29 protein-coding genes are annotated in these 24,586 nt (G+C 71.0%); 10 read left to right on the plus strand and 19 right to left on the minus strand.

Annotated elements, in window-relative coordinates; genetic code table 11:
* Nucleotides 1-240 precede the first annotated feature (240 nt).
* Complete coding sequence (locus ACFVT2_RS08385) at nucleotides 241-834, plus strand: helix-turn-helix transcriptional regulator (protein WP_390013729.1); 594 nt, start codon at nucleotides 241-243, stop codon at nucleotides 832-834.
* A gap of 124 nt (nucleotides 835-958) precedes the next feature.
* Here the strand turns inward: ACFVT2_RS08385 and ACFVT2_RS08390 are convergent, their stop codons facing one another.
* Nucleotides 959-1,159, minus strand: a complete 201-nt coding sequence (locus tag ACFVT2_RS08390) for a ferredoxin (RefSeq protein WP_390013880.1) — start codon at nucleotides 1,157-1,159, stop codon at nucleotides 959-961.
* Between the two features lie 26 nt (nucleotides 1,160-1,185).
* The gene (locus ACFVT2_RS08395) at nucleotides 1,186-2,406 is read right to left on the minus strand and encodes a cytochrome P450 (protein ID WP_390013732.1); all 1,221 of its coding nucleotides are present in this window, start codon (nucleotides 2,404-2,406) and stop codon (nucleotides 1,186-1,188) included.
* Nucleotides 2,407-2,617: 211 nt separating this feature from the next.
* On the opposite strand from ACFVT2_RS08395, the gene ACFVT2_RS08400 reads away from it, so the two are divergent.
* On the plus strand, nucleotides 2,618-3,172 hold the full coding sequence (locus tag ACFVT2_RS08400; RefSeq protein WP_390013735.1) for a TetR/AcrR family transcriptional regulator: 555 nt from the start codon (nucleotides 2,618-2,620) through the stop codon (nucleotides 3,170-3,172).
* Nucleotides 3,173-3,469: 297 nt separating this feature from the next.
* Entirely contained in the window at nucleotides 3,470-4,294 is an 825-nt protein-coding gene (locus ACFVT2_RS08405) for a lipase family protein (protein WP_390013738.1), read from the plus strand.
* A gap of 87 nt (nucleotides 4,295-4,381) precedes the next feature.
* Here the strand turns inward: ACFVT2_RS08405 and ACFVT2_RS08410 are convergent, their stop codons facing one another.
* From ACFVT2_RS08410 to ACFVT2_RS08435, 6 genes are all read right to left on the minus strand, one after another.
* Complete coding sequence (locus ACFVT2_RS08410) at nucleotides 4,382-5,110, minus strand: hypothetical protein (RefSeq protein ID WP_390013741.1); 729 nt, start codon at nucleotides 5,108-5,110, stop codon at nucleotides 4,382-4,384.
* Nucleotides 5,107-6,246: an NAD(P)/FAD-dependent oxidoreductase gene (locus ACFVT2_RS08415; RefSeq protein ID WP_390013744.1), complete on the minus strand. Its 1,140-nt coding sequence runs from the start codon at nucleotides 6,244-6,246 to the stop codon at nucleotides 5,107-5,109. Before ACFVT2_RS08415 ends, ACFVT2_RS08410 begins: the two co-directional genes overlap by 4 nt.
* Nucleotides 6,243-8,264 carry a LodA/GoxA family CTQ-dependent oxidase gene (locus ACFVT2_RS08420; protein ID WP_390013747.1) on the minus strand — a complete coding sequence of 674 codons (2,022 nt, stop codon included), beginning with the start codon at nucleotides 8,262-8,264 and terminating at the stop codon, nucleotides 6,243-6,245. The genes ACFVT2_RS08415 and ACFVT2_RS08420 overlap by 4 nt, the downstream gene beginning before the upstream one ends.
* Nucleotides 8,265-8,504: 240 nt before the next feature.
* Entirely contained in the window at nucleotides 8,505-8,756 is a 252-nt protein-coding gene (locus ACFVT2_RS08425; protein WP_390013750.1) for a hypothetical protein, read from the minus strand.
* Complete coding sequence (locus ACFVT2_RS08430) at nucleotides 8,723-9,364, minus strand: TetR/AcrR family transcriptional regulator (protein WP_390013753.1); 642 nt, start codon at nucleotides 9,362-9,364, stop codon at nucleotides 8,723-8,725. The genes ACFVT2_RS08425 and ACFVT2_RS08430 overlap by 34 nt, the downstream gene beginning before the upstream one ends.
* A gap of 2 nt (nucleotides 9,365-9,366) precedes the next feature.
* Nucleotides 9,367-10,314, minus strand: a complete 948-nt coding sequence (locus tag ACFVT2_RS08435; protein ID WP_390013756.1) for a cytochrome P450 — start codon at nucleotides 10,312-10,314, stop codon at nucleotides 9,367-9,369.
* 193 nt (nucleotides 10,315-10,507) lie between these two features.
* Here ACFVT2_RS08435 and ACFVT2_RS08440 point away from each other — a divergent pair, with 193 nt between their 5' ends.
* Both ACFVT2_RS08440 and ACFVT2_RS08445 read left to right on the plus strand, forming a co-directional pair.
* Nucleotides 10,508-10,771: a hypothetical protein gene (locus ACFVT2_RS08440; RefSeq protein ID WP_100603715.1), complete on the plus strand. Its 264-nt coding sequence runs from the start codon at nucleotides 10,508-10,510 to the stop codon at nucleotides 10,769-10,771.
* Complete coding sequence (locus ACFVT2_RS08445) at nucleotides 10,758-11,108, plus strand: hypothetical protein (RefSeq protein ID WP_390013759.1); 351 nt, start codon at nucleotides 10,758-10,760, stop codon at nucleotides 11,106-11,108. Before ACFVT2_RS08440 ends, ACFVT2_RS08445 begins: the two co-directional genes overlap by 14 nt.
* Nucleotides 11,109-11,115: 7 nt before the next feature.
* Here ACFVT2_RS08445 and ACFVT2_RS08450 read toward each other — a convergent pair whose 3' ends face one another.
* A complete protein-coding gene (locus tag ACFVT2_RS08450) occupies nucleotides 11,116-12,528 on the minus strand; it encodes an alpha/beta hydrolase family protein (RefSeq protein WP_390013762.1) in 1,413 nt (470 codons plus the stop codon).
* A gap of 146 nt (nucleotides 12,529-12,674) precedes the next feature.
* Entirely contained in the window at nucleotides 12,675-13,100 is a 426-nt protein-coding gene (locus ACFVT2_RS08455; RefSeq protein ID WP_390013764.1) for a MarR family winged helix-turn-helix transcriptional regulator, read from the minus strand.
* Nucleotides 13,101-13,368: 268 nt separating this feature from the next.
* Here ACFVT2_RS08455 and ACFVT2_RS08460 point away from each other — a divergent pair, with 268 nt between their 5' ends.
* The 4 genes from ACFVT2_RS08460 to ACFVT2_RS08475 are packed head-to-tail and all read left to right on the plus strand — an operon-like array spanning nucleotide 13,369 to nucleotide 17,185.
* Nucleotides 13,369-14,298 carry an SDR family NAD(P)-dependent oxidoreductase gene (locus tag ACFVT2_RS08460; protein WP_390013767.1) on the plus strand — a complete coding sequence of 310 codons (930 nt, stop codon included), beginning with the start codon at nucleotides 13,369-13,371 and terminating at the stop codon, nucleotides 14,296-14,298.
* Nucleotides 14,295-15,182 (plus strand): amidohydrolase family protein, encoded by an 888-nt coding sequence (locus tag ACFVT2_RS08465; RefSeq protein WP_390013770.1) that lies wholly within the window; start codon nucleotides 14,295-14,297, stop codon nucleotides 15,180-15,182. Before ACFVT2_RS08460 ends, ACFVT2_RS08465 begins: the two co-directional genes overlap by 4 nt.
* Before the next feature lie 11 nt (nucleotides 15,183-15,193).
* Nucleotides 15,194-16,699 (plus strand): o-succinylbenzoate--CoA ligase, encoded by a 1,506-nt coding sequence (gene menE, locus ACFVT2_RS08470; RefSeq protein WP_390013773.1) that lies wholly within the window; start codon nucleotides 15,194-15,196, stop codon nucleotides 16,697-16,699.
* 30 nt (nucleotides 16,700-16,729) lie between these two features.
* Complete coding sequence (locus tag ACFVT2_RS08475; RefSeq protein WP_390013776.1) at nucleotides 16,730-17,185, plus strand: MaoC family dehydratase; 456 nt, start codon at nucleotides 16,730-16,732, stop codon at nucleotides 17,183-17,185.
* On the opposite strand, the gene ACFVT2_RS08480 is transcribed toward ACFVT2_RS08475, so the two are convergent.
* The 6 genes from ACFVT2_RS08480 to ACFVT2_RS08505 all read right to left on the minus strand — a co-directional run bounded on the left by ACFVT2_RS08480 (nucleotide 17,176) and on the right by ACFVT2_RS08505 (nucleotide 21,625).
* Complete coding sequence (locus ACFVT2_RS08480; RefSeq protein WP_390013778.1) at nucleotides 17,176-17,343, minus strand: hypothetical protein; 168 nt, start codon at nucleotides 17,341-17,343, stop codon at nucleotides 17,176-17,178. The two genes, ACFVT2_RS08475 and ACFVT2_RS08480, sit on opposite strands and share 10 nt — an antisense overlap.
* 68 nt (nucleotides 17,344-17,411) lie before the next feature.
* Nucleotides 17,412-18,818 carry a 3-carboxy-cis,cis-muconate cycloisomerase gene (gene pcaB, locus ACFVT2_RS08485; RefSeq protein WP_390013781.1) on the minus strand — a complete coding sequence of 469 codons (1,407 nt, stop codon included), beginning with the start codon at nucleotides 18,816-18,818 and terminating at the stop codon, nucleotides 17,412-17,414.
* Nucleotides 18,815-19,402 carry a protocatechuate 3,4-dioxygenase subunit alpha gene (gene pcaG, locus ACFVT2_RS08490; RefSeq protein WP_390013783.1) on the minus strand — a complete coding sequence of 196 codons (588 nt, stop codon included), beginning with the start codon at nucleotides 19,400-19,402 and terminating at the stop codon, nucleotides 18,815-18,817. Before pcaG ends, pcaB begins: the two co-directional genes overlap by 4 nt.
* Nucleotide 19,403: 1 nt before the next feature.
* A complete protein-coding gene (gene pcaH / locus ACFVT2_RS08495) occupies nucleotides 19,404-20,177 on the minus strand; it encodes a protocatechuate 3,4-dioxygenase subunit beta (protein WP_390013785.1) in 774 nt (257 codons plus the stop codon).
* A 6-nt stretch (nucleotides 20,178-20,183) separates the two neighbouring features.
* Nucleotides 20,184-20,843 (minus strand): CoA transferase subunit B, encoded by a 660-nt coding sequence (locus ACFVT2_RS08500; RefSeq protein WP_390013788.1) that lies wholly within the window; start codon nucleotides 20,841-20,843, stop codon nucleotides 20,184-20,186.
* Nucleotides 20,843-21,625, minus strand: coding sequence for a CoA transferase subunit A (locus ACFVT2_RS08505; protein WP_390013790.1), 783 nt, complete (start codon nucleotides 21,623-21,625; stop codon nucleotides 20,843-20,845). The genes ACFVT2_RS08500 and ACFVT2_RS08505 overlap by 1 nt, the downstream gene beginning before the upstream one ends.
* A gap of 136 nt (nucleotides 21,626-21,761) precedes the next feature.
* Between ACFVT2_RS08505 and ACFVT2_RS08510 the strand changes: the two genes are divergently transcribed.
* Complete coding sequence (locus tag ACFVT2_RS08510) at nucleotides 21,762-22,232, plus strand: MarR family winged helix-turn-helix transcriptional regulator (RefSeq protein WP_390013793.1); 471 nt, start codon at nucleotides 21,762-21,764, stop codon at nucleotides 22,230-22,232.
* Between the two features lie 107 nt (nucleotides 22,233-22,339).
* Here ACFVT2_RS08510 and ACFVT2_RS08515 read toward each other — a convergent pair whose 3' ends face one another.
* From ACFVT2_RS08515 to ACFVT2_RS08525, 3 genes are all read right to left on the minus strand, one after another.
* Nucleotides 22,340-22,651 carry a chaplin gene (locus tag ACFVT2_RS08515; protein ID WP_390013882.1) on the minus strand — a complete coding sequence of 104 codons (312 nt, stop codon included), beginning with the start codon at nucleotides 22,649-22,651 and terminating at the stop codon, nucleotides 22,340-22,342.
* Between the two features lie 219 nt (nucleotides 22,652-22,870).
* Complete coding sequence (locus ACFVT2_RS08520; RefSeq protein ID WP_390013884.1) at nucleotides 22,871-23,335, minus strand: DUF488 domain-containing protein; 465 nt, start codon at nucleotides 23,333-23,335, stop codon at nucleotides 22,871-22,873.
* Nucleotides 23,336-23,668: 333 nt separating this feature from the next.
* Nucleotides 23,669-24,535 carry a helix-turn-helix transcriptional regulator gene (locus ACFVT2_RS08525; RefSeq protein WP_390013796.1) on the minus strand — a complete coding sequence of 289 codons (867 nt, stop codon included), beginning with the start codon at nucleotides 24,533-24,535 and terminating at the stop codon, nucleotides 23,669-23,671.
* Nucleotides 24,536-24,586: the final 51 nt, after the last annotated feature.

Raw genomic sequence — 24,586 nt, forward strand, 5'->3', positions numbered from 1 at the left:
AGCTTCCCGGGAGGTCAACTCCTTCGCCACGCACGAGTCACGGGCGCGATCGCGCCGGCATCGCCCCGATCGAGCCGTCCATCGGCCTGGGCCGCCTCGCCAGCGCCCGTACCGCGGAGCTGCAACAAGCCCATCTGGTCGCGATGGACGCCTACCGCACCTACCGGCGCCACGTACACCCGCAGGCCACCGACGACCTCGTCGAAGTGGTCACCGGGACCGCAGATCGTGGAGCGCATCATGCAGGTGGAGGACGCCGCGACCACCGAGGTACTGCGCTTCGACGCACCGCCGTGGCACACCGGTGGCACGCCCAACCCGACCGAGATCCGCAACCTGGAGCGCGGTGTGTCCTACCGCATCGTGTACTCCAAGTCCGCCGTGGAGCACAGCGGTTACTACGCCTGCAACATCCGACCGTGCATCGCGGCCGGCGAGCAGGCCCGGGTGTTGCAGTCCCTGCCGGTCAAGCTGGGCATCTTCGACCAGCGGCTGGCCATCGTCTCGATGGCGTTCGGTGACGCCGAGGTGAACGACTCGATGCTGCTGGTCCACCCCTCCAGCCTGCTCCGCGCGCTCACCGGCCTGTTCGAGGCATCCTGGCGGTCCGCCTATCCGCTGCACTTCGGCGAACGGGTGCCACCCGCACTGCGCCCGGTGCAGCGCCGGATCCTGGAACTGCTCGGCAGCGGTGTCACCGACGAAACCATCGCCGAACTACTCGGCATCAGCCGCCGGACCCTCTCCCGCCAACTGGAACAGCTCAACCGCGCCGCCGATGCCACCACCCGCTTCCAACTCGCCCTGTACGCGGCGCGGAAGGGCTGGATCTGACGCGCGTCGTTTCGTGCGGTGGAGTGGTGCCCCGCAGGGGAACGGGGTCGGTCTCCGCCCCCGTTGAGCGCGAAGACCGCCCCCGCCCGAACCCGCTCCCCGTGGAAGGGGACACCCTGGTCGGCTATTCCCCGTCCTCGACGACGCGGACGGCGCCGGACGGGCAGAGGTGGCCGGCCTCGCGCGCCGCGGCCCGGGCGTCGGCGGCCGGGTCGGTCTCCAACACCGTGACGATCCCGTCGTCATCCTGGTCGAAGACGCCGGGAGCGGTCAGTGCACACAATCCGGCACCTACGCAGACCGTTCGATCGGCGCTCACCCGCATGGTCATTCCGTTCCCCCTTTCCCGCGTCACCAGGTGACCGGGAGCTCGTTGACGCCCTGGATCGTGGTGCCCGGCCGCAGCACCAACTGCTCGGCCGGTACGGCCAGTCGCAGTGTCGGAACGCGGTCGAACAGTGCGTTGAGGATGACCTCCAGCTCCAGGCGGGCGAGGTTCTGCCCCAGGCACTGGTGCACGCCGAAGCCGAAGGAGAGGTGGTGGCGCGCGGAGCGGCGGACGTCGAGCATGTCCGGGTCCTCGTACACCGTGCCGTCCCGGTTGGCTATGGAGTTGGAGACGATCACGCCGTCGCCGGCCCGGATGAGCTGCCCCTCGATCTCGATGTCGGCCTTGGCCACGCGGCCACCGGCGATATCGGCGATCGCGAGGTAGCGGAGCAGTTCCTCGACCGCATCGGGAATGAGACTGCGGTCGGCGCGCAGGGCGGCGTACTGGTCGGGGTGTTCCAGCAGAGTGATCACGCTGAGCGAGGTCATCGAGGCCGTGGTCTCGTGGCCTGCGATGAGCAACAGCATCGCGGTGGAGCCCAGTTCCTCGCGGTCGATCTCGCCGTTGGCCAGTTGGTTGGCGACCAGACTGCCGACGAGCCCCGGACCGGGCTCGGCCTGGAACTGGGTGATGAGGCCGTCCATGTAGCGCGCGAGGTCATCGCGAGCGCCGGCCGCGCTCTCCGCGTCCGGCGCCTGTACCAGTCGCTTGCTCGCATCCTGGAAGAAGTCGTGGTCGGCGTAGGGCACACCGAGCAGTCGGCAGATCACCATGGACGGCACCGGCAGTGCGAACTGGCTCACCAGATCGGCGGTCGGGCCCGCGGCGAGCATCTCGTCGAGGAAGCCGTGCACGATCTGCTCGACCTCGGGGCGCATGCCCTTGATCCGCTTGACGGTGAACTCACTGATCGTCATCCGTCGCTTGGTGCCGTGCTCGGGCGGGTCCATTCCGATGAATGCCTGGCGACTGTCCCGGATCACCTGGATGCGCGGTGAGGTGGCGGGGAAATTGTCGTCGGCGCGATTGGAGGACAGGCGCGGGTCGGCGAGCAGCTTGCGCGCCGCCTCGTGCTTGGTCACCACCCACACCTGGCGGCCGTCGTAGAGGGTCACCCGGTGCAGTGGTCCGGGGGTGTCCCGCAGCTTGGCGTAGCCCTCGGGTAACTGGTAGGGACAGGTCCGGTCGTTCGGGAAGGCGGGTGCGTCCGTGGTCTGGGGCGGTGTGGCGGTATCGGTCATCGGTCCACTCCGAATCGGAATCTCTCACCGTTAAAGAACGCCATGTTCTCTAATTTGGAGAATAGACTGACCCCATAGAGAACGCAACGGCCTCTACCGGACATCTTCAGGAGTCACGCTGTCACCCAACGCCGATCCCACCGCCGCCCCCGCCGCTGACCACCGCAAAGGCCCCCGCCGCCGCGGCGCGGAGCTGGAGAACGCCATCCTGATGGCAACCCTGGAGGAGCTCAGCGAGACCGGATACGCCGCACTGACGATGGAACGGGTGGCCACCCGGGCCCGCACCGGCAAGGCCGCCCTCTACCGACGCTGGTCCAACCGCGCCGAACTCGTCGTGGACGCCTGCCGGTTGGCCGGTCTCGCCGAGATCAACCAGCCCGACACCGGCGCCCTGCGTACGGACGTGATCGCCCTGATGCAGCAGATCGCCGCCAAGGTGGCCAGCCCGCTCGGCGGCATCCTGCGCGGCCTCCTGGCCGAGATGACCCGCGACCCCGACTTCGCCACGCTGGTCCGGGAAAGCGTCCACACCGTCGGCCCGGCGACCCTGCGCGTCATCCTGGAACGCGCCGCCGAACGCGGCGAGATCGAAGCCTGGATCCTGGATTCCCGGCGCGCCACGGTCGCCACCGACCTGCTGCGCAACGAATTCCTGCTCTTCGGGGCCCCGGTCGGGGACGACGCCATCACGGACATCGTCGACGACGTCTTCCTCCCCCTGATCCTGCACCCGGCACCGAAGCGAGCGGGCGACACCCGCTAGGTCCGGTCGTCACCAAGGTCGTGCCTGTTCCGACTCGGTCGGTCCCCGAAAGGCCGGCGTGCGTCGGCGCCGGCCGTGCGGCATCCGCCGTTCGCCCGTCCGGGACCCCCGTGCGGACCGGGCGGTCGCCCCTGCCGTCTCCCCTCCCCTCGGCCCCTCCCCTCGGCCCGCCGTTCGGGGGACTACGGGCGCGGCGAGGGCTGCCGGCCGGTCGTCTGCCCTTACGAAGGGAGCGACCTCGCACCGGGCGATCCGCCCGGCACGGCGCGAGCGCAGCGCAGAGCGAAAGGAGCCCGCATGTCCGCACCGACCGCGATCGATCACCATGCGACCACCGGATACAGCCTTCCCCTGGCCTACTGGCTGGCTCAGGCATCCGATCTGGCTTACAAGGACGAGGCCACGATCGAGTCCGAGGCCCGCTCCTGGGGCTTCGACCAGGTGCGTCACCATCAGACGCGGTTCACTCCGCCGTTCCCGCTGGAGGACACCCAGGCGTACACGGCCGCCAGCGACCACATGATCATCACTGCCTTCCGCGGCACGGAGCCGGCGCAGATCCGTGACTGGCTGTCCGACGCCAGCACTCCCCCACGCCCGGGCCCGGCCAAGACCGGCTACGTCCACTACGGCTTCGCCGAGGCCCTCCAGTCGATCTTCCCTGAAGTCAAGGACACCCTGGCCGAGTTGCGCACCAACAACCAGTCGGTGTGGTTCACCGGCCACAGCCTGGGCGGCGCGCTCGCCATGCTCGCCGGTGCGCGGATGTACCTGGAGGAGCCGCGGCTCCAGGCGGACGGCGTGTACACCTACGGGCAGCCCCGGACCTGCGACCGCCTCCTGGCGGCCGCGTACAACAAGGGCTTCACACACCGCATGTACCGCTTCGTCAACAACAACGACATCGTTCCGCAGCTGCCGCCGGAGCCCGCCTTCACCCACGTCGAGGCGTTGAAGTACATCGACTCCGACGGCAGGCTGCACGACTCCATGGGCCTGCTGGGCAGTCTGGCCGACCGGGCCAAGGGGCTGACCGCAGACGCCTTCGCGCCCGCCACGGACGGAGTCCGGGACCACTCGATCAAGCGCTACATCGCCGCCATCGAGCAGAACATCTCCTGAACGGCTCGCCGGATCGGACCCGGCCCGGGCCGCGATGACGTCGCGGTCCGGGCCGGGGTGGTGCTGCGGCTCGTTTGCCTGGCTCCGTCAGGCGGTGTTGAGGCTGGTGTGGTTCCACCAGCCCTGGCGGCCGACGGTGAAGTCGATCGTCGGGCTGCTCCCGTTGATCTTGCCCTGGTACTTCTGGCCCTTCTTGAGCTTGCTTTCCTTGATCACTTCCTTGGGGTCCTTGATCGACTCGATGACGAGGGTCGGGACCTTCTTGAGCATGGCCGGGTCGATGGTCTGCTGGGTGGTGACGGTGACGACCTCGTCCCAGTTCGGCTGCTTCGCCAGCTGGTGCGCGATGTGGATCTCCTGGCCCTCGCCGAACACCAGGTAGGTGAGGTAGTCGGGGTATTCCAGGCCCTTGAGCTCACGGAAGTGCAGGACGTCCGCCGGCTTGCAGACCACCTTGGTCACCTCCTGGGTCATCTGCTCGAACTTGCGCTTGGCGCCGCCTTCCGAGACGACGACGCGCTCCAGGTGGACGTTGAACTCCTTGCCTTCCTTCAGCATCGGCAGTTCGAAGTGGTCCGGACAGTACAGGGAGTAGAAGACCCAGTTGTTCTCGTTCTTCTTGAGGTCCTCCAGGTACATCTTGCGCAGGCTGCCGTCGTCCTTGATCTCGAAGGTGAAGACGGCCTGGTAGTTGTGGCCGGAGGCCGGGTTGTAGAGGGCCAGGTGGTAGAAGAAGAGCTTTTCCTTGCCCAGGATGAGGAAGCGGTGGAAGTGCTGGTGGTCACCGTGCTGGGTGGACTCGGGTGCGGTGCTCATGGTGTGTGGATTCCTTTCGTTGAGTGGGGTGTGCGGTGCCGCCGGGCCCAGAAGGGGCGGTCGGCCCATCGGGTTTCCTGGGCGTGGACGGCGCGGTGGCCGTCCCGGTAGGCGGTACGGGCAGTGGCGACCTTCTCCGCGTAGTCGGCCAACGCCCTTCGGTCGCCGTCCAGTTGGGCGTCGACCGCCTCGCCCGCGCTCAGCCCGGTGTAGAGGGCGGTCAGGATGCCCTGGGAACTGAGCGGGTCGAACGCGGCGGCCGCGTCTCCGACGGCCGTCCAGCCGTCCCCGTACACCCGGTCCAGATGGGCGGTGTGCGCGGGGGCGCGGCGGGGCGGCCGGAGGGCGGTGAGCCCGTGCGGACGGGCCCGGTGGGATACGTGCCGAGTGGCCAGTAGTCGGTCGCGGAACCCCTCGGCGCCGCGGTCGGCGGCGAGGGGCAGGTCGGGGTCGGTGAAGTAGGCGACCAGGCGCTGCCGGGAGGGCAGCAGAGCGGTGTACCACCAGCCGTCCTGGTCGGACTCGACCAGCGAACGACCGTCGGGGGCACCGTCCCGTGCCGGGTCGAGGAGGAGGTGCAGGGCGGTCAGTCGGTCGCCGGTCCGGCGGCGGGCGCCGGCGCGGACCGCCAGCGCCGCGCCCCGTCCGGTGGCGTCGACCAACCAGCGGCAGCGGACCGTGCGTTCACCGTCCCGGTCGGCACGGTGACGCAGCAGGACCCGCCAGGTGCCGTCCGGCTGCCGGACGGGGCGCCGGACGGCGGTGCGTTCGGCGACCTCCGCGCCGGCGGTACCTGCGGCGGCCCGCAGCCTGCGGTCGAAGAGCGGGCGGTCGAGGTGCCAGCCGTGACCGTGCGGGTCGCGGAGGAAATCCACCTCGTGGAGTGCGGACGAGCCCCAGGCGGACTGGTTGCCGTGGCAGGGCAGGTGGCCGGCGCCCAGGACCTGGCGTTCGGCACCCAGGTCGGCCAGCAGCAGCCGTCCCACGGGGACCAGCGCCTCACCGACCTTGGGCGGGCCGGTGCCGGCGTCGGCCAGCAGCACCCGGCGCCCCGCCCGGACGAGGGTGAGCGCGGCGGCGCAGCCGGCCGGGCCGCCGCCCGCGACCACCACGTCGTAGGCGGGTGCGGGACTCACAGGCTGTCGTGGAGCGGGTCGAGCTTTTCCAGGTAGCCGGCGGCGATCGCCGACTCGTCATAGCCGGTCAGCTCCTTCACCTCTTCGACCGCCTGTTGGACGAGGGCGGATTCCACGTCCGCGGCCGGGATGGCGCCGCGCCAGGCACCGGCCGCCGCGGCCAGCTGGGGCGCGCCCGCCTCGGGCACCTGGATGTTGAGGAGGTTGGCGTGGTCGGGGGCCGGCGGGTAGCCGGGTTCGGATTCGACCTGGATGTACGGCGGGAACTTGCCGTCGCCCACGGTGTATTCGTGCGGCTCGACGATGCCGAACTTGTACCAGTCGCCGATCATCTGCTTGCGCTGCTTGTTGAAGTCGGTGCCCTGGAGGCCGCGCAGCCAGACGGCCCGGTTTTCGAATGCCTTCTCCCGGGCGGTGTCGTCGGCACCGGACGGCTTGGTGTTGACGATGTCGAAGTCCGCCTTCTTCAGAACGTGGTTGGGCATCTGGGCCGGCCAGAAGGTGGGGAGATAGGGGCTGTAGCGGGGGCCCAGCCCGGACCGGATCTGGTAGCCGAAGCGGCAGCTGGCCGTGTCGCACTGCCAGGGGGCGGCCATCCAGCGGGTGAGGTCGCCGGGGCCCTGTGCGTACAGCGGGCCGTTCTTGCTGACCACGTCCTCAAGGGTGAGCACGTCGCCGTAGTCGCGTTCCGGGTTGTCCTGGCCGCGGTGCAGGATACGGAAGGGCTCCGAGTACATGGTCTTGTGGCGGATCGGCCAGGTGATCTCGCTGCCCGGGTGGAAGGCGTCCGCGGCGCAGTTGTCCAGCGCGGCCCGGTCCAGTAGACCCGGTTGATCGCCGACGGGTGCCTGGTCCACGTCCGGATGGCCGGGGTAGGGCTCGCCGGGGGTGAAGTTGCCCTCGGCCCAGGCGGCCAACTGTCGGTCCTGTGTGGGCGACAGGGTGAGGTGTTGCCGGACGGAGGTGGCCTTGCCACCGGTCATGGCGTCGCCGTAGATCCACGGCCAGGGCACCGGCGAGGTGCCGTCACGGTCGTAGTCGCGCATCTGCTGGTAGACCTGGCGGCGCAGGTCGCGACTGGTCTCGCTCGGGTCGTTGAGCCGCTTGCGCATGGCCGGGTCGAGGAAGGAGTGCGGGCCCTTCCAGCCGAACTGGGTGGCGAAGCCGTGGTTGACCCATTGCAGCTCACAGAACCGGCTCAGCAGGGGTTCGATGTGCCTGGGGTAGGAGGGCTGCACCTCCACGTCCAGCGTCTTCTCGGCGACGAACACGTCGAACAGCAGGTCGTAGAGGGTGCGGACGGTCTTCACGCCTGGTGCGTAGTGGGGCGGGCCGACCACGACCCAGGCGGGGCTGGCGGGCTTGGTGGTGCCGTCGATGGTGACCTCGGCCGTGATCGGGCCGTCGGAGACGTTGTCGTACCAGGTGTCGTTGTTGGCGACGCCGGTGATCTCTCCCGGGGGGTCGGTGAAGGAGGCCGATGCGCCGTCACCGCCGACGACGACCAGCCGGCCGTCGGCCTGGGTGGAGGCCGAGCCCAGGCGCACCGACCGGCCCATGATCTGACCGTCGAAGACGGTGACTTCTTGCTGGGTCGCCTTGAGGCTCTGGCGGCCGGGGTCGATGACGAGCTTCCTGCGGGCGTCGCCCATGATGTTGGCGTTGCGTCGGCTGCGCTGCTCCGGGGGCAGCCCGGCGGCTTCCGGTATGTCGAGCGGAATGTGGAACTGGTACCAGGCGGCCTTCTTGTTGGCCACGTGGACCGACCACTTGATCTCGGAGACGCCGTCTTTGCCGAGTTTCAGTTCCCTGACGACCTCGCCGGCCTTGTTGTAGCCGTAGATCCGGAAGCGGGCGGCCTGCTTGATGACCCTGCCCTCGTGGTCCTTGTACGAGCCCACCGGCAGTGCCGGCTGGTCCGGTGACTCCGGCCCGATGAAGGGCGTCTGGTCGCTGTTTCCGACCCGGGCTATGCCGATGGCTGGGTGAATCCTGACCTGGACGATCTGCTTATCCATTACGGGACCTCATGATGGAGAGTTGTCTGAGTGTCCCCCCAGTTACGTAATGGTTGCTATCTCCGCATCGTCCGGCGATTCCACTGCGTCCCAATGGGTGTGCGTTCACTCCGTTGCCCCGCCGCGCCGGACCGGGCCGGTCTTCCGGTGCGGCGGCGCGAGGCCGGAAACACGGCGGCACCGTCCTCCTCGCGCTGGTCGAACGCCGCGGCGCGGCGGGGTGGGGTGGGGCGGGGCGGGTCACCAGGTCACCGGCGGTTCGTACACACCGTGGACGGAGCCGTCGTGCTTGAACATGTTCGCGGTCGTCTCGCGGCCGGCGATCAGCAGGAAATCGTCGATACGGACGGCGTCGAGCCGGGTCGGTTCGCCCTCCGCGACCGGCTGGGCGAGGCGGGCGAGCAGGTCGTCCGTGGGGTGGGCGAGCTGCTCGCCGGCCAGGCCGTCCAGGTAGTCGGTCAGCCGCCCGTGGTCGTCACCGGGGCGAGCCACAGGCCGGTGATCGCGTCGACGAGTCCGTTCGCGTAGGTGTCCCAGTCGGGGTGCACGGTGGGGGTGCCGTCGGCGAGGGCGCGTTCGCGCTCGGCGAGCGTGTGCACCATCAAGTGGCGTGCCATGGCGCCGCGTTCGAGCCGTACGGGCAGGGGCAGGTCGGCCAGGCACCGGTTGAACCCGTCGAGGTTCCGCTCGATGGACGGGCCGAACGCCTCGTCGATCATCAGCTCGCGGAGCACCGGGTCGGTCATCAGCTGGGCGGCGAACCGCGCGTACCAGGTGGGGCTGCCCAGTTGCGCCAGGTGCTGGGCAGCGGGCCGGACCAGGCACGCCACCCAGTCCCGTACGTCGAGGGAGTCGCCGGTCCGGGCGAGCATGCGTTGTCGCAGTGCGTCGATCGGTTCGGCGTGCCGGCGGACGACGGCCCGGATCAGGTCGGTCTTGGTGCCGAAGTGGTAGCCGACGGCGGCGTTGTTGCCCTGGCCGGCGGCCTCGCTGATCTGGCGGTTGGAGATGGCGAACACACCGTGCTCGGCGAACAGGCGCTCCGCCGCGGCGAGGAGCGTCTCCCGGGTCTCGGCGGAACGGGCGGCCTTGACGGACATCGTCACCACCGGACCGGAACGTCGCACAGGCCGCCGACGACCAGCCCTTCGATGCGGCGCAACTCCTCAGAGGATACGGCTAGTTCGAGGGTGGGCAGGCGGCGGATCAGGACGTCGAGTACGACCTGGAGTTCGGTGCGGGCGAGTGCCTGGCCCAGGCAGGAGTGCGGTCCGGCGCCGAAGGCGAGGTGGGGGTTGGGGCTGCGGTCCAGGCTCATCTCCTCGGCGCCGGCGAACACCTCGTCGTCCCGGTTGGCGGCGGCCATGCTGCACACCAGGGTCGTACCGCGGGCCAGGACGGTGCCGGCGACCTCGATGTCCTCCTTGACGTAACGGGGCATGCCGAAGCCTGCGTTGGCGTCGAACCGCAGGGCCTCCTCCACGGCAGTGCGCACCAGTGAGCGGTCGGCGACCAGTTGCTCCCAACGGCGGCGGTCGGCGAGCAGCAACGCCATCATCTTGCCGATCATGTTGGCGGTGGTCTCGTGGCCGGCGATCAGCAGTGCCTGGCCGGTGGCGGCGAGTTGGTCGTCGGTCAGCCGCCCGCCGTCCGCGTCGGTCGCGGTGATGAGGGAGCTGAGCAGGTCCTCACCCGGCTCCCTGCGCTTGATTTCCAGGTGCCCAGACAGGTAGGCGTGGAACTCCCGCTGGGCGGTGTCGATCTCGCCCTGTCCGTAGCGGGTGAGGTTGAGCAGCATGTCGGACCATCGGGAGAACCGGTCCCGGTCGGTTTCGGGGACGCCGAGCAGATCGCAGATCACCCATACCGGCAGCGGGAAGCCGACGCTCGCCTTGAGGTCGGCCGGGTGGCCGTGCGCGACCATGTCGTCGACCAGTTGCTCGGCCATCGCCTCGATCGCCGGGCGCAGCGCGTTCATCCGCTTGGCGGTGAACCACTTGGTCAGCATCCGCCGCCAGCGTTGCTGGCCGGCGTCGTTGTCGTGGCTCATCACCGTCTCCCTTCGTCGTGGGGTCGGTGAGCAGTCAACGCCGCCCGAATTCCTAAGTCAAGCAACTGACTTACAACTGGTGCACTCCTGACGCAGGCCGGGTCGCCGCGGCGCCGCTGGTCATCTCAACTGATCGAGTGCACTCCGGGGGAGGTCGTCGTCTCGGGGGCGCGGGCCCGATACCCTCCGCGCCATGGGGACCTTCGCCGACGAAGCACGGTCGCGGCTGGCGAATCTGCTGCGCATGGCAGGGAACAGCGAGCGGGACCGGGCGCTGATCATCGCCTATGTGGAGTCCACGCCCGAGCCGCCGCCGCTCGGACCGCGCGGCATCCACACCAGCGGCTGCCCGCAGTGCCGGAACACCATGTGGGGCCAGCGCGACCGGGACGGGCGGCCGATCGCGGTCTGCGCGCGGTGCGGATTCGTCAAGGAGGCCGACAGTGGACTGTCCTGACTGCCGCTTGTCGATGCTGGAGCCGGGACCGCAGAGTAACCGGCACTGCTGCTACCGGTGCGGCCGCGTCGCGGCGACGGGTGAGACCGCGGACGACATCACCCTCCGCGAGCGCGGCCGGCAAGAGGCGTTCGTCCTGCTCGACTACGCGATGGCGCTGCGCGGCGACTGCCGCACGCGCCCCCCGATGGAGGATCTGCCCATGGGCCAGCTCATCGAGACCCGAGGCTGCGGCAAGTGCGGCGGCACCATGTACCGGACCGTCGAGACGGACGCGGACGGGAATCCGACGCAGGAGAGCCAGTTCGTCTGTTCCGTCTGCGGACACATCGAGTGAGGGAGCGTCAGCTCCGGCCCGTGCGTGCGGCTTTCGTGGGTCGCGCGAGGTCGTAGGGCCGTGGGTAGGGGCCCGGCCGGAAAGGGCGGTAGCGGGCGGCGGAGGTGGGGTCGATGCGGCGGGCCTCGGCATTGAGCGCGGTCGCACCGGTGTCGCCCCAGTGGCCGGTGGTGATCCGCCGCTCGACGGTGTGCAGTGCGGCGATCCGCTCGGCGGGGGTGAAGGTGCAGTGGCCTGCGTTGTCCACGTACGCGTGGCGGAGCAGGCCGGTGGTGCCTGCGGTGGCCGCCGTGCGCTGGTAGGCGCTCTCGGACTGTACGGGTATCAGGGCGTCGCCGATGGTGTGGATGTTCAGCTGGGGCGTGCGGAGCCGGCCGGTGAAGGCGACGTTCTCGGCCAGGTAGGCGACGGCGGTGGGGTCGGCGCGGAGCCGGGGGGCGGTGTCGAGGGTGGCGAGGTCGTGGGCGAGGGACAGTCCGGCGGACTTGTAGAGGGCCTTGACCTCCCGGTAGTCGGAGGAGTTGCGGAGCATGGCGGTGTAGTCCACGCCGGTGTTCCACGACATGCTGCCGCCGGCGCGGTGTTCGGCTTCCTGGCGCCAGGCGAAGGCGGGCATCGCGATCAGCCCGGTCAGTGCCTGGTACTGGTTGGCCTGTTGGGCGGGGAAGTCGGTGGGGGCGGGGCGGGTCTGGGCGGGGTCGTTCCAACCGGGGATGTTGTGCAGCGCGGCGGCCAGCGCGATCCGCGCGCGGCCGGTGGCACTGCGCTGTGCCTGTGTGACGACGCCGGTCAGTGCCTGTGCCGCGGCCCGGGCGTGGGCCGGGTCGCCCAGGCGGGTCAGCGGGATGTCCGAGCCCGGCGCGAGCAGGGACTTGACGGCGAAGACCGGGTCGAGGGTGGAGTTCCAGTTGGCGACGCCGCCTTGGACGAGACCGCAGGTGGACAGCGAACCGTCGATGCGGCCGGGGTGGCGTTCGGCGAGGGCGGTGGTCACCAGACCGCCGTACGACTGGCCCCAGGCGAGGGTGCGGCGGGCCTTTCCGACCTTCGCGGTGAAGGTGTCGAGGGTGGCGAGTTGGTCGGGCACGGCCTGTTCGGCGGCCCAACCGGTGGTGGCGTAGGAGGAGCCGGCGAGCGCGTAGCCCTCGGCGAGGAGCAGATTCCGGGTGGTGTCGTCGGAGGCGTCCTCGGCGGGGTTCGGGGCGCCCGCCGGGCGGTAGCCGTGGCTGAAGAGCAGCAGGGTGCCGTTCCAGCCGGCGGGCACGTCGAGCACGTAGGTGGCGCCGGAGGCCAGCGTGCCTTCGAGGTGAACGGCCGGTTCGGCGGCATGTGCCGGGGCGGTGGCGCCGAGCGTGCCTGCGGTCAGTAGCGCGGCGGTCAGGACGGCGGCGCCTCGCGGGGCGCGCGTGCGGTGTTTCATGGGCGGGCTTCCTCCTCGATCGGAGTGGGGGGGGCTTCGCTGAGGACGGAGGGATGTCACTGTGGGCAGAGGGGCGTTGCTGTGGGCGGCGCGGCTGGTCTCGCGGGTGAAACGGCATCCGCCGGCCCCGGCCGCGGAACTGTGCGTCAGGTCCGGTCGGGCTCCGAAGTGCGGAGCAGCAGCGCGTGCAGGGTGTCCCGTTCGTCCTCCGACAGCGGCTGGAGCAGCTGGTCGGTGACGCGGCGGCTCATCCGGTCGGTGTCGCGCAGGAACGCCCGACCGTCGTCGGTGAGGACCACGATGCGGCTGCGCCGGTCACCGGGCGCGGGGCGCCGTTCGACGAACCCGAGACCTTCCAGATCGTCGACGAGGCCGACGATGGCGCTGGGGTCGTAGCCGAGGCGGGCGCTCAGCTCACGTTGCAGGGCGCCCTCGACGGTGGCGAGGTAGCGCAGCAGCGCGTAGTGGCGCAGCCGGACACCGGACTCCTGGAGCGCGGCGTTGAACAACTGCCCGGAGCGCAGGCCGAGTCGGTAGAGGAGATAGCCGGTGTCGGCGTGCAGGCCGCGCATCCAGGGCTGGTCCGCGTCGACGGGTTCGGGCTTGTGGGTCTGCGGTCGCTGAGTGCTGATGGCGTGCTCCCTGGTCTGGACCTTTGGGGCCGGTGCGGTGTGCGGTGTGCGGTGTGCCCAGCATGGCGAAATCTGATGTCGACGACAACCATTGACGTCAACAATTATTGGTCTTAGCGTCCCCATGGCGGATCGGTACGGATCGAGCCCGGCTCTCCGACGCCTCCACCCGCCCTGCACAACTCCCCGCCCGATGAAGGGACTTACCGTGTCGCACCCCACACCCGTCGATCTCACCGGCAAGGTCGCCGTGGTCACCGGCTCCGGCCGCGGACTCGGCCTCGCCTACGCCACCGCGCTCGCCTCGGCGGGCGCCGCCGTCGTCGTCAACGACATCGACGAGGCCGTCGCCGAACAGGCAGTTGCCGCCCTCACCGCGGCCGGCGGGACAGCGGTCGCCGAGACCGTGGCGGTCGGGACCGCCGAGGCCGCCGACCGGCTGGTCGCCCGCGCCGTGGACACCTTCGGCCGCCTGGACGTACTGGTCACCAACGCCGGGATCCTGCGCGACCGGGTGCTGTGGAAGATGACCGACGACGACTTCGACGCCGTCATCGCCACCCATCTGCGGGGCACCTTCACCTGCGCCCGGGCCGCCGCCGTCCGCATGCGGGAGCAGGGCGAGGGCGGCACCCTGGTGCTGGTCGGCTCGCCCGCCGGCCAGCGCGGCAACTTCGGGCAGACCAACTACGCGGCGGCCAAGGCCGGTATCGCGGCCATGGCGCGCACCTGGTCCATGGAACTGGCCAGGGCGGGGATCACGGTCAACGCCGTGGTGCCGGTGGCCGCGACGGCCATGACGGAGACCGTCCCGGCCTTCGCCCCGTATGTCGAGGCGATGCGGCGGGGCGAACCGCTGCCGGACGTCCTGCGCAAGCGCGAGGGGTTCGGCACGCCCGAGGACTGCGCCGCCCTCGTACCCTTCCTCGCCTCCGACGCGGCCCGCGGGATCACCGGTCAGTGCATCGGGATCGGCGGGGACAAACTCGCCCTGTGGTCGCACCCCCAGGAGATCGCGACCGCGTACGCCGACGGCGGCTGGTCCCCGGAGACGATCGCCGCCGCCTGGCCCACCTCGGTCGGCAGCGCGCCCCAGTCCGTCGGCATCCCCGCCCCGAAGCTCCCGGAACCCCGATGACCGGCATCGACGTGGCCGCGCTCACCGCGATCGACGTCCACACCCACTGCGAGGTCTCCTCCCACGGGCAGGCGTCGCTACCGGCGGAGCTGCACGCCGCCTCCAGCGCGTACTTCAAGGTCCAGGGCGCGCGGAAGCCGACGCTCCAGGAGACGGCGGCCTACTACCGGGAGCGGAAGATGGCCGCGGTGATCTTCACAGTGGACGCCGAGCACGCCACCGGGACCGCGCCGGTACCCAACGAGGAGGTCGCCGAGGCCGCCGCCGCCAACCCGGACGTGCTGATCCCCTTCGCGTCCGTCGACCCCTTCCGGGGGCGCGCCGGGGTGCGGCAGGCCCGCCGGCTGGTCGAGGAGTACGGGGTGCGGGGCTTCAAGTTCCACCCCAGCATCCAGGGCTTCTTCCCCGACGACCGGCTTGCCTACGGGCTGTACGAGGTGATCGAGGAGACCGGCACCATCGCGTTGTTCCACACCGGCCAGACCGGCATCGGCGCCGGCGTCCCGGGCGGCGCCGGCATCCGGCTGAAGTACTCCAACCCGCTGCACGTCGATGACGTCGCCGCCGACTTCCCCCACCTGAAGATCATCCTGGCCCATCCGTCGTTCCCGTGGCAGGACGAGGCGTTGGCCGTGGCCACCCACAAACCGGGCGTCCACATCGACCTGTCCGGCTGGTCGCCCAAGTATTTCCCGCCCCAACTGGTGCGGTACGCCAACTCGTTGCTCAAGGACAAGGTCCTCTTCGGCTCCGACTACCCCGTCCTGACCCCGGACCGCTGGCTGGCCGACTTCGCCGACCTCCCGATCAAGGACGAGGTCCGTCCGAAGATCCTCAAGACCAACGCCGCACGGCTGTTGGGGCTCACCGGATCCGACTCCTGAAGGGGGACGTGATGCGCAACGACGGACTGGGGTCGTGGCCCGCCCGCCGGGCCCGCAAGACCCCGCACCGCACCGCCCTGATCCACCGGTCGACCGCCGTCAGCTACGCCGAACTCCACGAGCGCACCACCCGTCTCGCCCACGCCCTGCGGGCCGCCGGCCTCCGCCGCGGCGACCGTATCGCCTACCTCGGCCCCAACCACCCCTCCTTCCTGGAGACCCTCTTCGCCGCCGGCCTGCTCGGCGCGGTCTTCGTCCCGCTCAACACCCGCCTCACGGCACCCGAACTCGCCCACCAGATAGCGGACTCCGGTGCCGCGGCCCTGCTCCACTCCCCCACCTGCACGCCACTCGCGGACGCGGTACGCGCCGGGACCGGCCTGCGGACCGTCCTCGCGGCCGACGGTCCCGGGTACGAGGACCTGCTCGCCGCTGCCTCCACCGCACCGGTCGACGAACCCGTCTCCCACGACGACCTCGCCCTCATCATGTACACCTCCGGCACGACCGGCCGGCCCAAGGGGGCGATGCTCACCCACGGCAATCTCACCTGGAACGCCGTCAACGTCCTGGTCGACGTCGATCTGTCGGCCGACGAGACCGCCCTGGTGTCCGCGCCCCTGTTCCACACCGCGGGGCTGAACATGCTCACCCTGCCGGTCCTCCTCAAGGGCGGCCGCTGCGTGCTGGTGGAGTCCTTCGATCCGGGCGACACCCTCGACCTGGTCGAAGTGCACCGGGTCAGCTTCATGTTCGGGGTGCCGACCATGTTCGACCTGATCGCCCGGCATCCGCGCTGGGCGGCGGCCGACCTGTCCAGTCTCCGCATCCTCAACTGCGGCGGCTCCCCCGTACCCACCCCGCTCATCGCCACCTACCAGGCGCGCGGCCTGTCCTTCCGCCAGGGATACGGCATGACCGAGGCGGCACCCGGCACGCTCTTCCTGGACGCCGAACACGCCGTGACCAAGGCCGGATCGGCCGGCGTGCCGCACTTCTTCAGCGACGTACGCGTCGTCCGGCCCGACCTGAGCCCGGTGGACGTCGGGGAGACCGGCGAGGTGGTCGTCCGCGGCCCGCACGTGATGCCGGGCTACTGGGGGCGGCCGGAGGAGACCGCCGCCGCCTTCTCCGACGGCTGGTTCCGCAGCGGTGACGCCGCCCGGATCGACGCCGACGGCTACCTCACCATCGTCGACCGCATCAAGGACGTGATCATCTCGGGCGGGGAGAACATCTACCCCGCCGAGGTGGAGAACGCCCTGCTCGCCCATCCCGACGTCGCCGAGTGCGCAGTCATCGGCGTCCCCGACGAGAAGTGGGGCGAAGTGCCGCGGGCGGTCGTCGTCCCCCACCGGGGCACCGCCCCCCACCCGGACGACCTCCTCGCGTCGCTGGGCGACCGCCTCGCCAAGTACAAGATCCCGAAGTCCGTCGTGCTGGTGGCCGAACTGCCCCGCACCAGCTCCGGAAAGCTCCTCAAGCACCAGGTCCGCAGCGCGCACGGCACCGTCTGAACACCCCACCGCCCTTCCCAGGAGGCCCCCATGACCCGCACCGTCAACGGACTCGACGCACTCAAGCAACTGGCCGGCAGCGACTTGGGCACCAGTGACTGGATCACCGTCACCCAGGACCGGATCACCGGATTCGCCGACGCGGCCGGCGACCACCAGTGGATCCACGTGGACCCCGAGAAGGCCAAGGACGGCCCGTTCGGCGCGCCGATCGCGCACGGCCACCTGACGCTGGCACTGTTCATCCCGCTGTTCACCGAACTCCTCGACGTCCACGGCGTCACCACCAAGGTCAACTACGGTCTGAACAAGGTGCGGTTCCCCGCCCCGGTCCCGGCGGGCTCGCGACTGCGGCTCGCCGCGCGACTGGCCGCCGTCGATGACGTACCCGGCGGAGTCCAAGTCACCATCGACGGCACCATCGAGATCGCGAACGGGAAGAAGCCGGCCTGCGTCCTCCAGAGCCTGTCCCGCTTCTACGCCTGACGCCCGCCCCGGCGCGCAGGATCCGACGGTTGACCGCGCCCACCCGCCCGCCAGATCCGGTCGGGCCCGTCCCGGAGCACGTCGACCGAGCGCGCGGTGAGCCCGAAGGGCGTCTTGCGGCCGCGGCGGTGCCGGGCGAGCAGGTCACGGGTGACCATACGGCTGAGGGTGGATCCCGCGAGGTGCGAGGCGTCCGCCAGGCTCCGGGTGACGGGACAGGTGCGGCTCACGGCCGGGTGAGCGCACGGTCGGTGAGGGCCGCCGCCGCTCCGGTGTAGTGGGTGGGGTCGGTGAGGGCAACCAGGTCGAGGTCCTTGAGGGCCGGCTCGGCCGACAGTGCGTCGGCCAGGCTTCCGCCTCCCGTACGGACGGTGTGCGCGGCCTCGGCCAGCAGGCGGCGGGCACCGGACCGGCCCAGTCGGGCGGCGAGGACGGCGGTCAGCCGCTCCGACACCACCATCCCGTCGGTCAGGTCCAGGTTCGCCCGCATCCGCGCGGGGTGCACGTCCAGTCCGGCGACGAGTTCCGCGGCGTCCCGGGCCGCTCCCCCGACCAGGCGCAGCAGGTCCCGCAGGGTTTCCCCTTCCGCGTGCCAGGCACCGGCGGGCCGCTCGTCCTCCGCGGCGACGCACCCGTACAGCACGGCGGCCATCGCCGGCGCCCGGCGGGCGGCCGCGGCGATGAGCGTGGCCCGCACCGGATTGGCCTTGTGCGGCATCGTCGACGAACCGCCGCCGGTGCCCTCGCTCACCTCGCCGACCTCGGTTCGGGAGAGGACCAGAACATCGGCGGCGAGCTTGCCCAGTGCCCCCGCGGTGAAGGCCAGGACGCCGGACAGATCGGCCACCGGGGTGCGCAGGGCGTGCCAGGGCAACTCGGGCTCGGCCAGGGCGACTTCCCGGGCGTAGGTGGTGAGCAGGCGCACCGTGGACTCCGGCGGCACCGCGCCCTCGGCCTGCGCGTAGGCATGGAAGGCGGCCAGGGTGCCGGCGGCGCCGCCGAGTTGGGCCGGGAGGGAGCGGCGTACCGCGGTGAGGCGGTCCCTGGCGTCCAGTACCAGGCTGCGCCAGCCCGCGGCCTTCAGCCCGAAGGTCGTCGGAACGGCGTGCTGGGTGAGGGTGCGGCCCGGCACGGGAGTGTTGCGGTGCTCGGCGGCCAGGCGCGCCAGGGCGCCGGCGGTAGCCTCCAGGTCGGCCAGGACGAGCCCCGTCGTCCGGTGGGCGACCAGCATCAACGCCGTGTCGAGGATGTCCTGACTGGTGGCGCCGCGGTGCACGTACGGCGCATGGGCGTGGGGCACCGCCGCGGTCAGTACGGCGACCAGGGGGATGACCGGGTTTCCGCCGCCGCGCCCGCGCAGCGCGAGGTCACGGGCGTCGAAGCGGGCGGCGCGGGCGGCCTCGGTGACGGCCCGGGCCGCCTCCACGGGCGCCAGGCCGAGGGCCGCCTGGGCCCGGGTGAGCGCGGCTTCAGCGTCCAGCATCGCCTGCAAGAAGGCGGTGTCGCCGGTGGCGACCTCGGCCGCCGACCCCACCCGCACCGGGTCGAGCAGGCCGGCGTCACGCTCGCCGTGCGTGGCGGCGTGACCGTCGCACGCGTCGCAGTCGTGGTGATCGTCGTGGTCGTTGCTCATGCGAACTCCAGGAACACCGTCTCCGCCGCACCCTGCAACCGGATGTCGAAGCGATAGCTGCCCTGCGGTTCCGCGGCGGCCCACAGCGTCGCACGCCGTTCGGGTGACAGCGCGGCCAGCAGCGGGTCCGTGGTCGGCTCCCGGTCCGGCGCCGGCAGGTACACCCGGGTGAACAGGTGCCGGGTGAGACCGCGGGCGAAGACACAGACCGCGAGGTGGGGGGCGTTGCCGCCGCGGGCGCCGGGGCGGAGGGTGCGGACCGTCCAGTGGCCGTCCGCGTCGGTCGGGACCCGGGCGAAGCCGGTGAAGCGGACGCCGTCCCGACCGAGGAAGCCGCCGGTCGCCGGCTCACGGCGCAACGATCCGGTGGCACGCGGCAGTTCGCCGTCCGGGTCGGGGCCCCAGAATTCCAGCAGCGCGTCCGGGACGGGGGCGCCCGCGCCGTCCCGGACGTGGCCGTGGAGGGTGAGGGTGTCCGGGTGCGCCGCCGGGGCCGCGTCGCCCCCGCCGGGGAACGGCAGGGCGTAGCCGTAGAACGGGCCGACCGTGTGGGCGGGCGTGGGCAGTGCGGGTGGGGTCGTCATGTCAGCGGCCCTCCTCGATCCAGGTGGCGGTGGGGCCGTCGAGGACGATGTCCCAGCGGTAGCCGAGGGACCACTCCGGCTCCGACCGGTCGTGGTCGTAGCGGGCGATCAGCCGCTGCCGGGCGGCGTCGTCGGTGACCGACTGCAGGATGGGGTCGTGGCGGAAGAGCGGATCGCCGGGGAAGTACATCTGGGTGATCAGCCGTTGGGTGAACGCGGTCCCGAAGAGCGAGAAGTGGATGTGGGCGGGCCGCCAGGCGCCGCTGTGGTTCCGCCAGGGATACGCCCCGGGCTTGATCGTGGTGAAGGTGTAGCCGCCGTCGTCGCCGGTCAGCGTCCGGCCGACGCCCGTGAAGTTCGGGTCGAGCGGCGCGGGGTGCTGGTCGTGCTGGTGGGCGTAGCGGCCGGCGGCGTTGGCCTGCCAGATCTCGATCAGTTGGCCGCGCACGGGACGGCCGGACCGGTCGAGCAGTCGGCCGCTGACGGTGATGCGTTCGCCGAGCGGCGCGCCCTGGTGCTGGCGGGTGAGGTCGTGGTCGAGTGCGGTGACGTCGGTCCGGCCGAACGCGGGCGAGCCCAGTTCGACGGCCTCGGGATCCCGTTCCAGCGCCACGGCGACCAGCGGCTGCTTGGGGTGACGGAGCGCGCTGGACCGGTACGGCGGGTAGTCCCGGGCCGGTTGTGCGGTGCGGGTGGCGCCCTCGGCGACGGCCTTTTCGTACGCCTCCCGCGCCTGGTCGATCTCCCGGTCGATCTCACCTTGGGTCACTGCCATGGGTCCTCAACTCCCTTGCCTACGTGGCCTGTTGCTCAGATTCCGAACCGGTGCGGCCGTCTTCGCGACGATCTCCTCGACGGTGACGCCCGGCGCCCGCTCGACGAGGACGAACCCGCCCTCGTCGATGTCGAGCACGCCGAGGTCGGTGATGATCCGGTCGACGCACCCCCGGCCGGTCAGCGGCAGCGTGCAGTCCGCGACGAGCTTGGCCGAGCCGTCCTTGGCGGTGTGGGTCATGGCGACGAGGACGGTCCGGGCGCCGTGCACGAGGTCCATGGCCCCGCCGATCCCGGTGATCATCTTGCCGGGGACGGCCCAGTTGGCGAGGTCGCCGTGGCGCGACACCTGCATGGCGCCGAGCACCGCGACGTCGATATGGCCGCCCCGGATCATCCCGAAGGACAGGGCGGAGTCGAAGTAGGAGGCGCCGGGCAGGACCGTGACGGTCTCCTTGCCGGCGTTGATGAGGTCGGGGTCGATCCGGTCCTCGGTGGGGTACGGTCCGGTCCCCAGGATCCCGTTCTCCGACTCCAGGATCACCTCCACGCCCTCGGGAAGGTAGTTGGGGATGAGGGTGGGCAGTCCGATGCCGAGGTTGACGTACTGACCGTCCGTCAGCTCTCCGGCCGCCCGCGCGGCCATCTCCTCACGGGTCCAGGGCATCAGCGGCTCCCCCGTCCCCGGGTCCCGGGCGCGGCGACGGTGCGCCGTTCGATCTGCTTGTCGGCGGCCTGCTCGGGCGTGAGCGGCACGATGCGCTGGACGAAGATGCCCGGCAGATGGACCTGGTCCGGGTCGATCTCACCGGGCTCGACCAGTTGCTCCACCTCGGCGACGGTGATGCGTCCGGCCATCGCCGCAAGGGGGTTGAAGTTCCGGGCGGACTTGGCGAAGACCAGATTGCCGTGCCGATCCCCCCGGGCGGCCCGGACGAGTCCGAAGTCGGTGCGGATCCCCCGTTCCAACACGTAGCGGCGCCCGTCGAACTCCCGCACCTCCTTGGGCGGCGAGGCCACCGCGACCCCGCCGGTGCCGTCGTACCGCCAGGGCAACCCGCCGTCGGCGACCTGGGTGCCGACCCCGGCCGGCGTGTAGAAGGCGGGGATGCCCGCGCCACCGGCGCGCAGCCGCTCGGCGAGCGTCCCCTGGGGGATCAACTCGACCTCCAGTTCGCCGGCCAGGTAGCGGCGCGCGAATTCCTTGTTGGCGCCGATGTACGACCCGGTGACGCGGGCGATCCGGCCCGCGGCGAGCAGCACGGCCAACCCCCGGTCCATTGCCCCGCAGTTGTTCGAGACGACGCCGAGCCCACCGACCCCCGCCTCGTACACGGCGTGGACCAGGACTTCGGGCACACCGCTGAGCCCGAAGCCACCGACGGCCAGTGAGGCCCCGTCCCGCACGTCAGCCACCGCCTCGGCGGCCGAGCCCACCACTTTGTCCATACCCAACCCTCCCCTACCATCGCCGAATTGCTCAGTGCACTGACTAACTTCCGGCAGTTCTGAAGCGTGGCATGATGAGGAAATGAGGGCAAGACCCTCAGTACAGTGAGCATTTGCGAGAGGACAGGAACGCACCGTGCCCGCGCTCGACCTCAGCACCCACCCCGGCCATCTGGCCCGGCGGCTCCAGCAGGCGCACACACTGCTGTGGACCACGATCGTGTCGGAGGACGTCACGTCCCCGCAGTTCGCCGTGCTCAACACGCTGGTCGGCGAGGACGGCCTCGACCAGCGGACCGTGGGTAAGCGGGTCGGCCTCGACCGCTCCACCATCGCCGAGGTGGTCCGTCGTCTGGTCGCCCGCGAGTTGGTCGACAAGGTGCGCGACGCCAAGGATGCCCGGCGCTCCGTCCTGCGCCTCACCGAACAAGGAATCCGGCTGCACCACAAGCTCTCCGGGCGGACCGCCCGGATGAACCAGATCTTCCTGGCCCCCCTGGACCCCCAGGAACAGGCCACGTTCCTGGAGTTGCTGCACCGGGTCTCGGACGCGGCCGAGGGATTGCGCAACCCCGCCGCCCGGCCGCCGGACAGGCCGGCACCCTGACCCACCGAGCGGACCGGCCGAGGAACGACCGGGCCCGCCCCGCCCCTGGCCGAAGCGGCCGGAAGGGACGGGACGGGCCCGTTGCCTGGAAACCCTGGCTTACCCGGTCAACGGCCGCCTTCTTCACCCTCGTCGTGGTGGTGGCGGCGGCCGTGATGCCCCTCCTCGTGCTCCTGGAAGCTGGCGTTGATGCACGTGTTGCCGAAGGCCGGGTTCAACACCCCAATGAAGTTCGCGGTGTTACCGCACAAGTTGATGGGAACGTCCACCGGGATCTGGACGAGGTTGCCCGAAATCACGCCGGGCGAGCGGACGGCGGAGCCGGCCGCGTGACTGTCGGCGAAGGCAGCCGAACTCCCGCACAGCGCGGTCCCAGCCGCGAGAGCAGCCATGGCGGTAATCCGAGTGATCCGTGACATTCCGAACCTTTCGATCATTCCAAGCGACCCACTGCCGCTCTCTGTTCTTCCCTTCGGCACACAGATCTCCACCATTAGGGCAACCGCCAACAATTCCCCCTTTCGCGTTGTTTCAGTCATCTCGCCCACCCTCCCGTGCCCCCTTCCAGTGACCCTCGCCCCCTCGGGCACGGCACCGCCAGGTCACCCGGAACCGGACCGACCGGCCCCACCCGCCCGTCAACCCGCCATCGGAGCCCGGCAGTACGGGCAGGTGGCAGCGCCCCGAACCGCGGAATGGCGGCCGCAGTCGGGACACACCCGGCCCAACCAGCAGGCGTCGTCGCCGCCCTGCTCCGGCGGACCGCCCACCGCACCGGCCCTCAGGTGCCGCGCGAGGACCCTGGCGTGACTGAGGTGTATCGGCATAACGGCAGTCTGTAGGACCAACGGCCCGCCCCCCGCCAGCCCGTGGAGGCGCCGGAGCCCCGCGGCGCGTACCGGGTCGCCGAGTTCACGCTCGTACCGGTCGGCGAACGCCGGGTACCTCGCCTCCTGCATTCCGTACCATCGCCACAGCGCGGCCGACGGTGCGACCGCCGCCAGCCACACGTCCGGGTACGTGATCCCGCACGGGCGCCCCAGCGGAAGACTCCGGTCGACCAACACTCTTGTCCCGGGCCACGGCCGTGCGACGGCGTACATCGATTCCGTCCAGACGCTGCGGGTGGTCTCACCGGCCGCCTGGCCATGGCGTTCCGGTCGTTCCTCACCACTCACCGGGCGCACTCCTTGTCATCGGGCAGCCCTTCGAGGCTCTCACGCGCCGCTCACCCCGGAGCGGACCCGCGCCCGGCCCGTTGCTCAGACCACACCGTCGGAACCGGGAGCGTCGACCGGTCGTACGCCAGTACCGAGGTGGGGGCGAGCGGTACGCACGTTGCGAGGACGGATGGCTGAAGGCGCGCAGGAGCTGGCGGCCGCACAACGGCGCCATTGGTGAAATCCCGGGGTTCCGCAACGTGGGAATTCCGCCCCTCAGAGCAGTTCGGGCCCCGGTGCGGGAACGTCCCCGTGCAAGGAGTAGACGACGAGGACCTGCTCCGGGGCGCCGGCGACGGTGAACGCCGCGTGGCCGAGTATCAGCTCACCGCGGGAAGGGTGCCGGACGCGTTTGCTGCCGGTGCGGTGGGTGGCGATGTCGTACCGGGGCCACCAGGCGTCCGCCGCGGCGCTGCCCGCGCGCAGTTCCGCCGCGAGCCTGGTGAACCGCTCGTCGCCCGGGTGCCGTCCGGCGTTCGTCCGGAGCCGGGCGAGGACCGACTGCGCGACCGTCTCCCAGTCAACGAGTACCTGCCTGGCCTCGGGGTCGAGGAACACCCAGCGTGCGAGGTTCGGGCGGTCGGTGTCCGGTCGGTGGATGAGCCCGGGGAAGAGCTCGGCAGCCGGTTCGTTCCAGACGAGCACGTCGGTGGTGGCACCCGTGACGTAGGCCGGGGCGGGAGCGACGAGCGCGGGGACCGCGGCCACCTCGGGAGCGACGGTCTCGACCGCGGACGGGAGGGGTCCCTCGCGGGTGACGGCGTACCGCTGGCCGGCGGCCCCGTCGGCCAAAGTCCGGAGGTGTGCCCGCTCCTCCCCGGTGAGCCGCAGGGTATCCGCGATCGCCGCGAGAACCTGGTCGGACGGGCGCACGTCCCGCCCCTGCTCCAGATACGCGTACCAGGTCGTGCTCACCCCCGCCAGGACCGCGAGTTCCTCCCGCCGCAGACCGGGCGTGCGGCGGCGGGCCGATCCCGGAAGTCCCACCTCGGCCGGGCCGGTCCGCTCGCGCCGTGCGCGCAGGAACGCTCCGAGCTCGCGCCGCCGCGCGACCGCCACCGCATCCTTCCGCTCGGCGCTCATCCTGGTACTCCCGGTTCCACCATCAGGCACGTCTGGATACCGCCTCTCGCA

This window comes from Streptomyces sp. NPDC058000, from assembly GCF_042886435.1.
Classification (GTDB): Bacteria; Actinomycetota; Actinomycetes; order Streptomycetales; family Streptomycetaceae; genus Streptomyces.

What these genes read in the sequence shown, in the direction of transcription:
- ACFVT2_RS08385 (WP_390013729.1), top strand. Translation starts at nt 241, where the DNA reads ATGCAGGTGGAGGACGCCGCGACCACCGAGGTACTGCGCTTCGACGCA.
- ACFVT2_RS08410 (WP_390013741.1), bottom strand. Translation starts at nt 5,110, where the DNA reads ATGAGCACCGCACCCGAGTCCACCCAGCACGGTGACCACCAGCACTTC.
- pcaB (WP_390013781.1), bottom strand. Translation starts at nt 18,818, where the DNA reads ATGAGCAACGACCACGACGATCACCACGACTGCGACGCGTGCGACGGT.
- ACFVT2_RS08450 (WP_390013762.1), bottom strand. Translation starts at nt 12,528, where the DNA reads ATGAAACACCGCACGCGCGCCCCGCGAGGCGCCGCCGTCCTGACCGCC.
- ACFVT2_RS08515 (WP_390013882.1), bottom strand. Translation starts at nt 22,651, where the DNA reads ATGTCACGGATCACTCGGATTACCGCCATGGCTGCTCTCGCGGCTGGG.
- ACFVT2_RS08500 (WP_390013788.1), bottom strand. Translation starts at nt 20,843, where the DNA reads ATGCCCTGGACCCGTGAGGAGATGGCCGCGCGGGCGGCCGGAGAGCTG.
- ACFVT2_RS08440 (WP_100603715.1), top strand. Translation starts at nt 10,508, where the DNA reads ATGGGGACCTTCGCCGACGAAGCACGGTCGCGGCTGGCGAATCTGCTG.
- ACFVT2_RS08395 (WP_390013732.1), bottom strand. Translation starts at nt 2,406, where the DNA reads ATGACCGATACCGCCACACCGCCCCAGACCACGGACGCACCCGCCTTC.
- ACFVT2_RS08420 (WP_390013747.1), bottom strand. Translation starts at nt 8,264, where the DNA reads ATGGATAAGCAGATCGTCCAGGTCAGGATTCACCCAGCCATCGGCATA.
- ACFVT2_RS08400 (WP_390013735.1), top strand. Translation starts at nt 2,618, where the DNA reads ATGGCAACCCTGGAGGAGCTCAGCGAGACCGGATACGCCGCACTGACG.
- ACFVT2_RS08505 (WP_390013790.1), bottom strand. Translation starts at nt 21,625, where the DNA reads ATGGACAAAGTGGTGGGCTCGGCCGCCGAGGCGGTGGCTGACGTGCGG.
- ACFVT2_RS08480 (WP_390013778.1), bottom strand. Translation starts at nt 17,343, where the DNA reads ATGGTCACCCGTGACCTGCTCGCCCGGCACCGCCGCGGCCGCAAGACG.
- ACFVT2_RS08430 (WP_390013753.1), bottom strand. Translation starts at nt 9,364, where the DNA reads ATGTCCGTCAAGGCCGCCCGTTCCGCCGAGACCCGGGAGACGCTCCTC.
- ACFVT2_RS08435 (WP_390013756.1), bottom strand. Translation starts at nt 10,314, where the DNA reads ATGAGCCACGACAACGACGCCGGCCAGCAACGCTGGCGGCGGATGCTG.
- ACFVT2_RS08455 (WP_390013764.1), bottom strand. Translation starts at nt 13,100, where the DNA reads ATGCGCGGCCTGCACGCCGACACCGGCTATCTCCTCTACCGACTCGGC.
- pcaG (WP_390013783.1), bottom strand. Translation starts at nt 19,402, where the DNA reads ATGACGACCCCACCCGCACTGCCCACGCCCGCCCACACGGTCGGCCCG.
- ACFVT2_RS08525 (WP_390013796.1), bottom strand. Translation starts at nt 24,535, where the DNA reads ATGAGCGCCGAGCGGAAGGATGCGGTGGCGGTCGCGCGGCGGCGCGAG.
- menE (WP_390013773.1), top strand. Translation starts at nt 15,194, where the DNA reads ATGCGCAACGACGGACTGGGGTCGTGGCCCGCCCGCCGGGCCCGCAAG.
- ACFVT2_RS08520 (WP_390013884.1), bottom strand. Translation starts at nt 23,335, where the DNA reads ATGTACGCCGTCGCACGGCCGTGGCCCGGGACAAGAGTGTTGGTCGAC.
- ACFVT2_RS08465 (WP_390013770.1), top strand. Translation starts at nt 14,295, where the DNA reads ATGACCGGCATCGACGTGGCCGCGCTCACCGCGATCGACGTCCACACC.
- ACFVT2_RS08390 (WP_390013880.1), bottom strand. Translation starts at nt 1,159, where the DNA reads ATGCGGGTGAGCGCCGATCGAACGGTCTGCGTAGGTGCCGGATTGTGT.
- pcaH (WP_390013785.1), bottom strand. Translation starts at nt 20,177, where the DNA reads ATGGCAGTGACCCAAGGTGAGATCGACCGGGAGATCGACCAGGCGCGG.
- ACFVT2_RS08475 (WP_390013776.1), top strand. Translation starts at nt 16,730, where the DNA reads ATGACCCGCACCGTCAACGGACTCGACGCACTCAAGCAACTGGCCGGC.
- ACFVT2_RS08405 (WP_390013738.1), top strand. Translation starts at nt 3,470, where the DNA reads ATGTCCGCACCGACCGCGATCGATCACCATGCGACCACCGGATACAGC.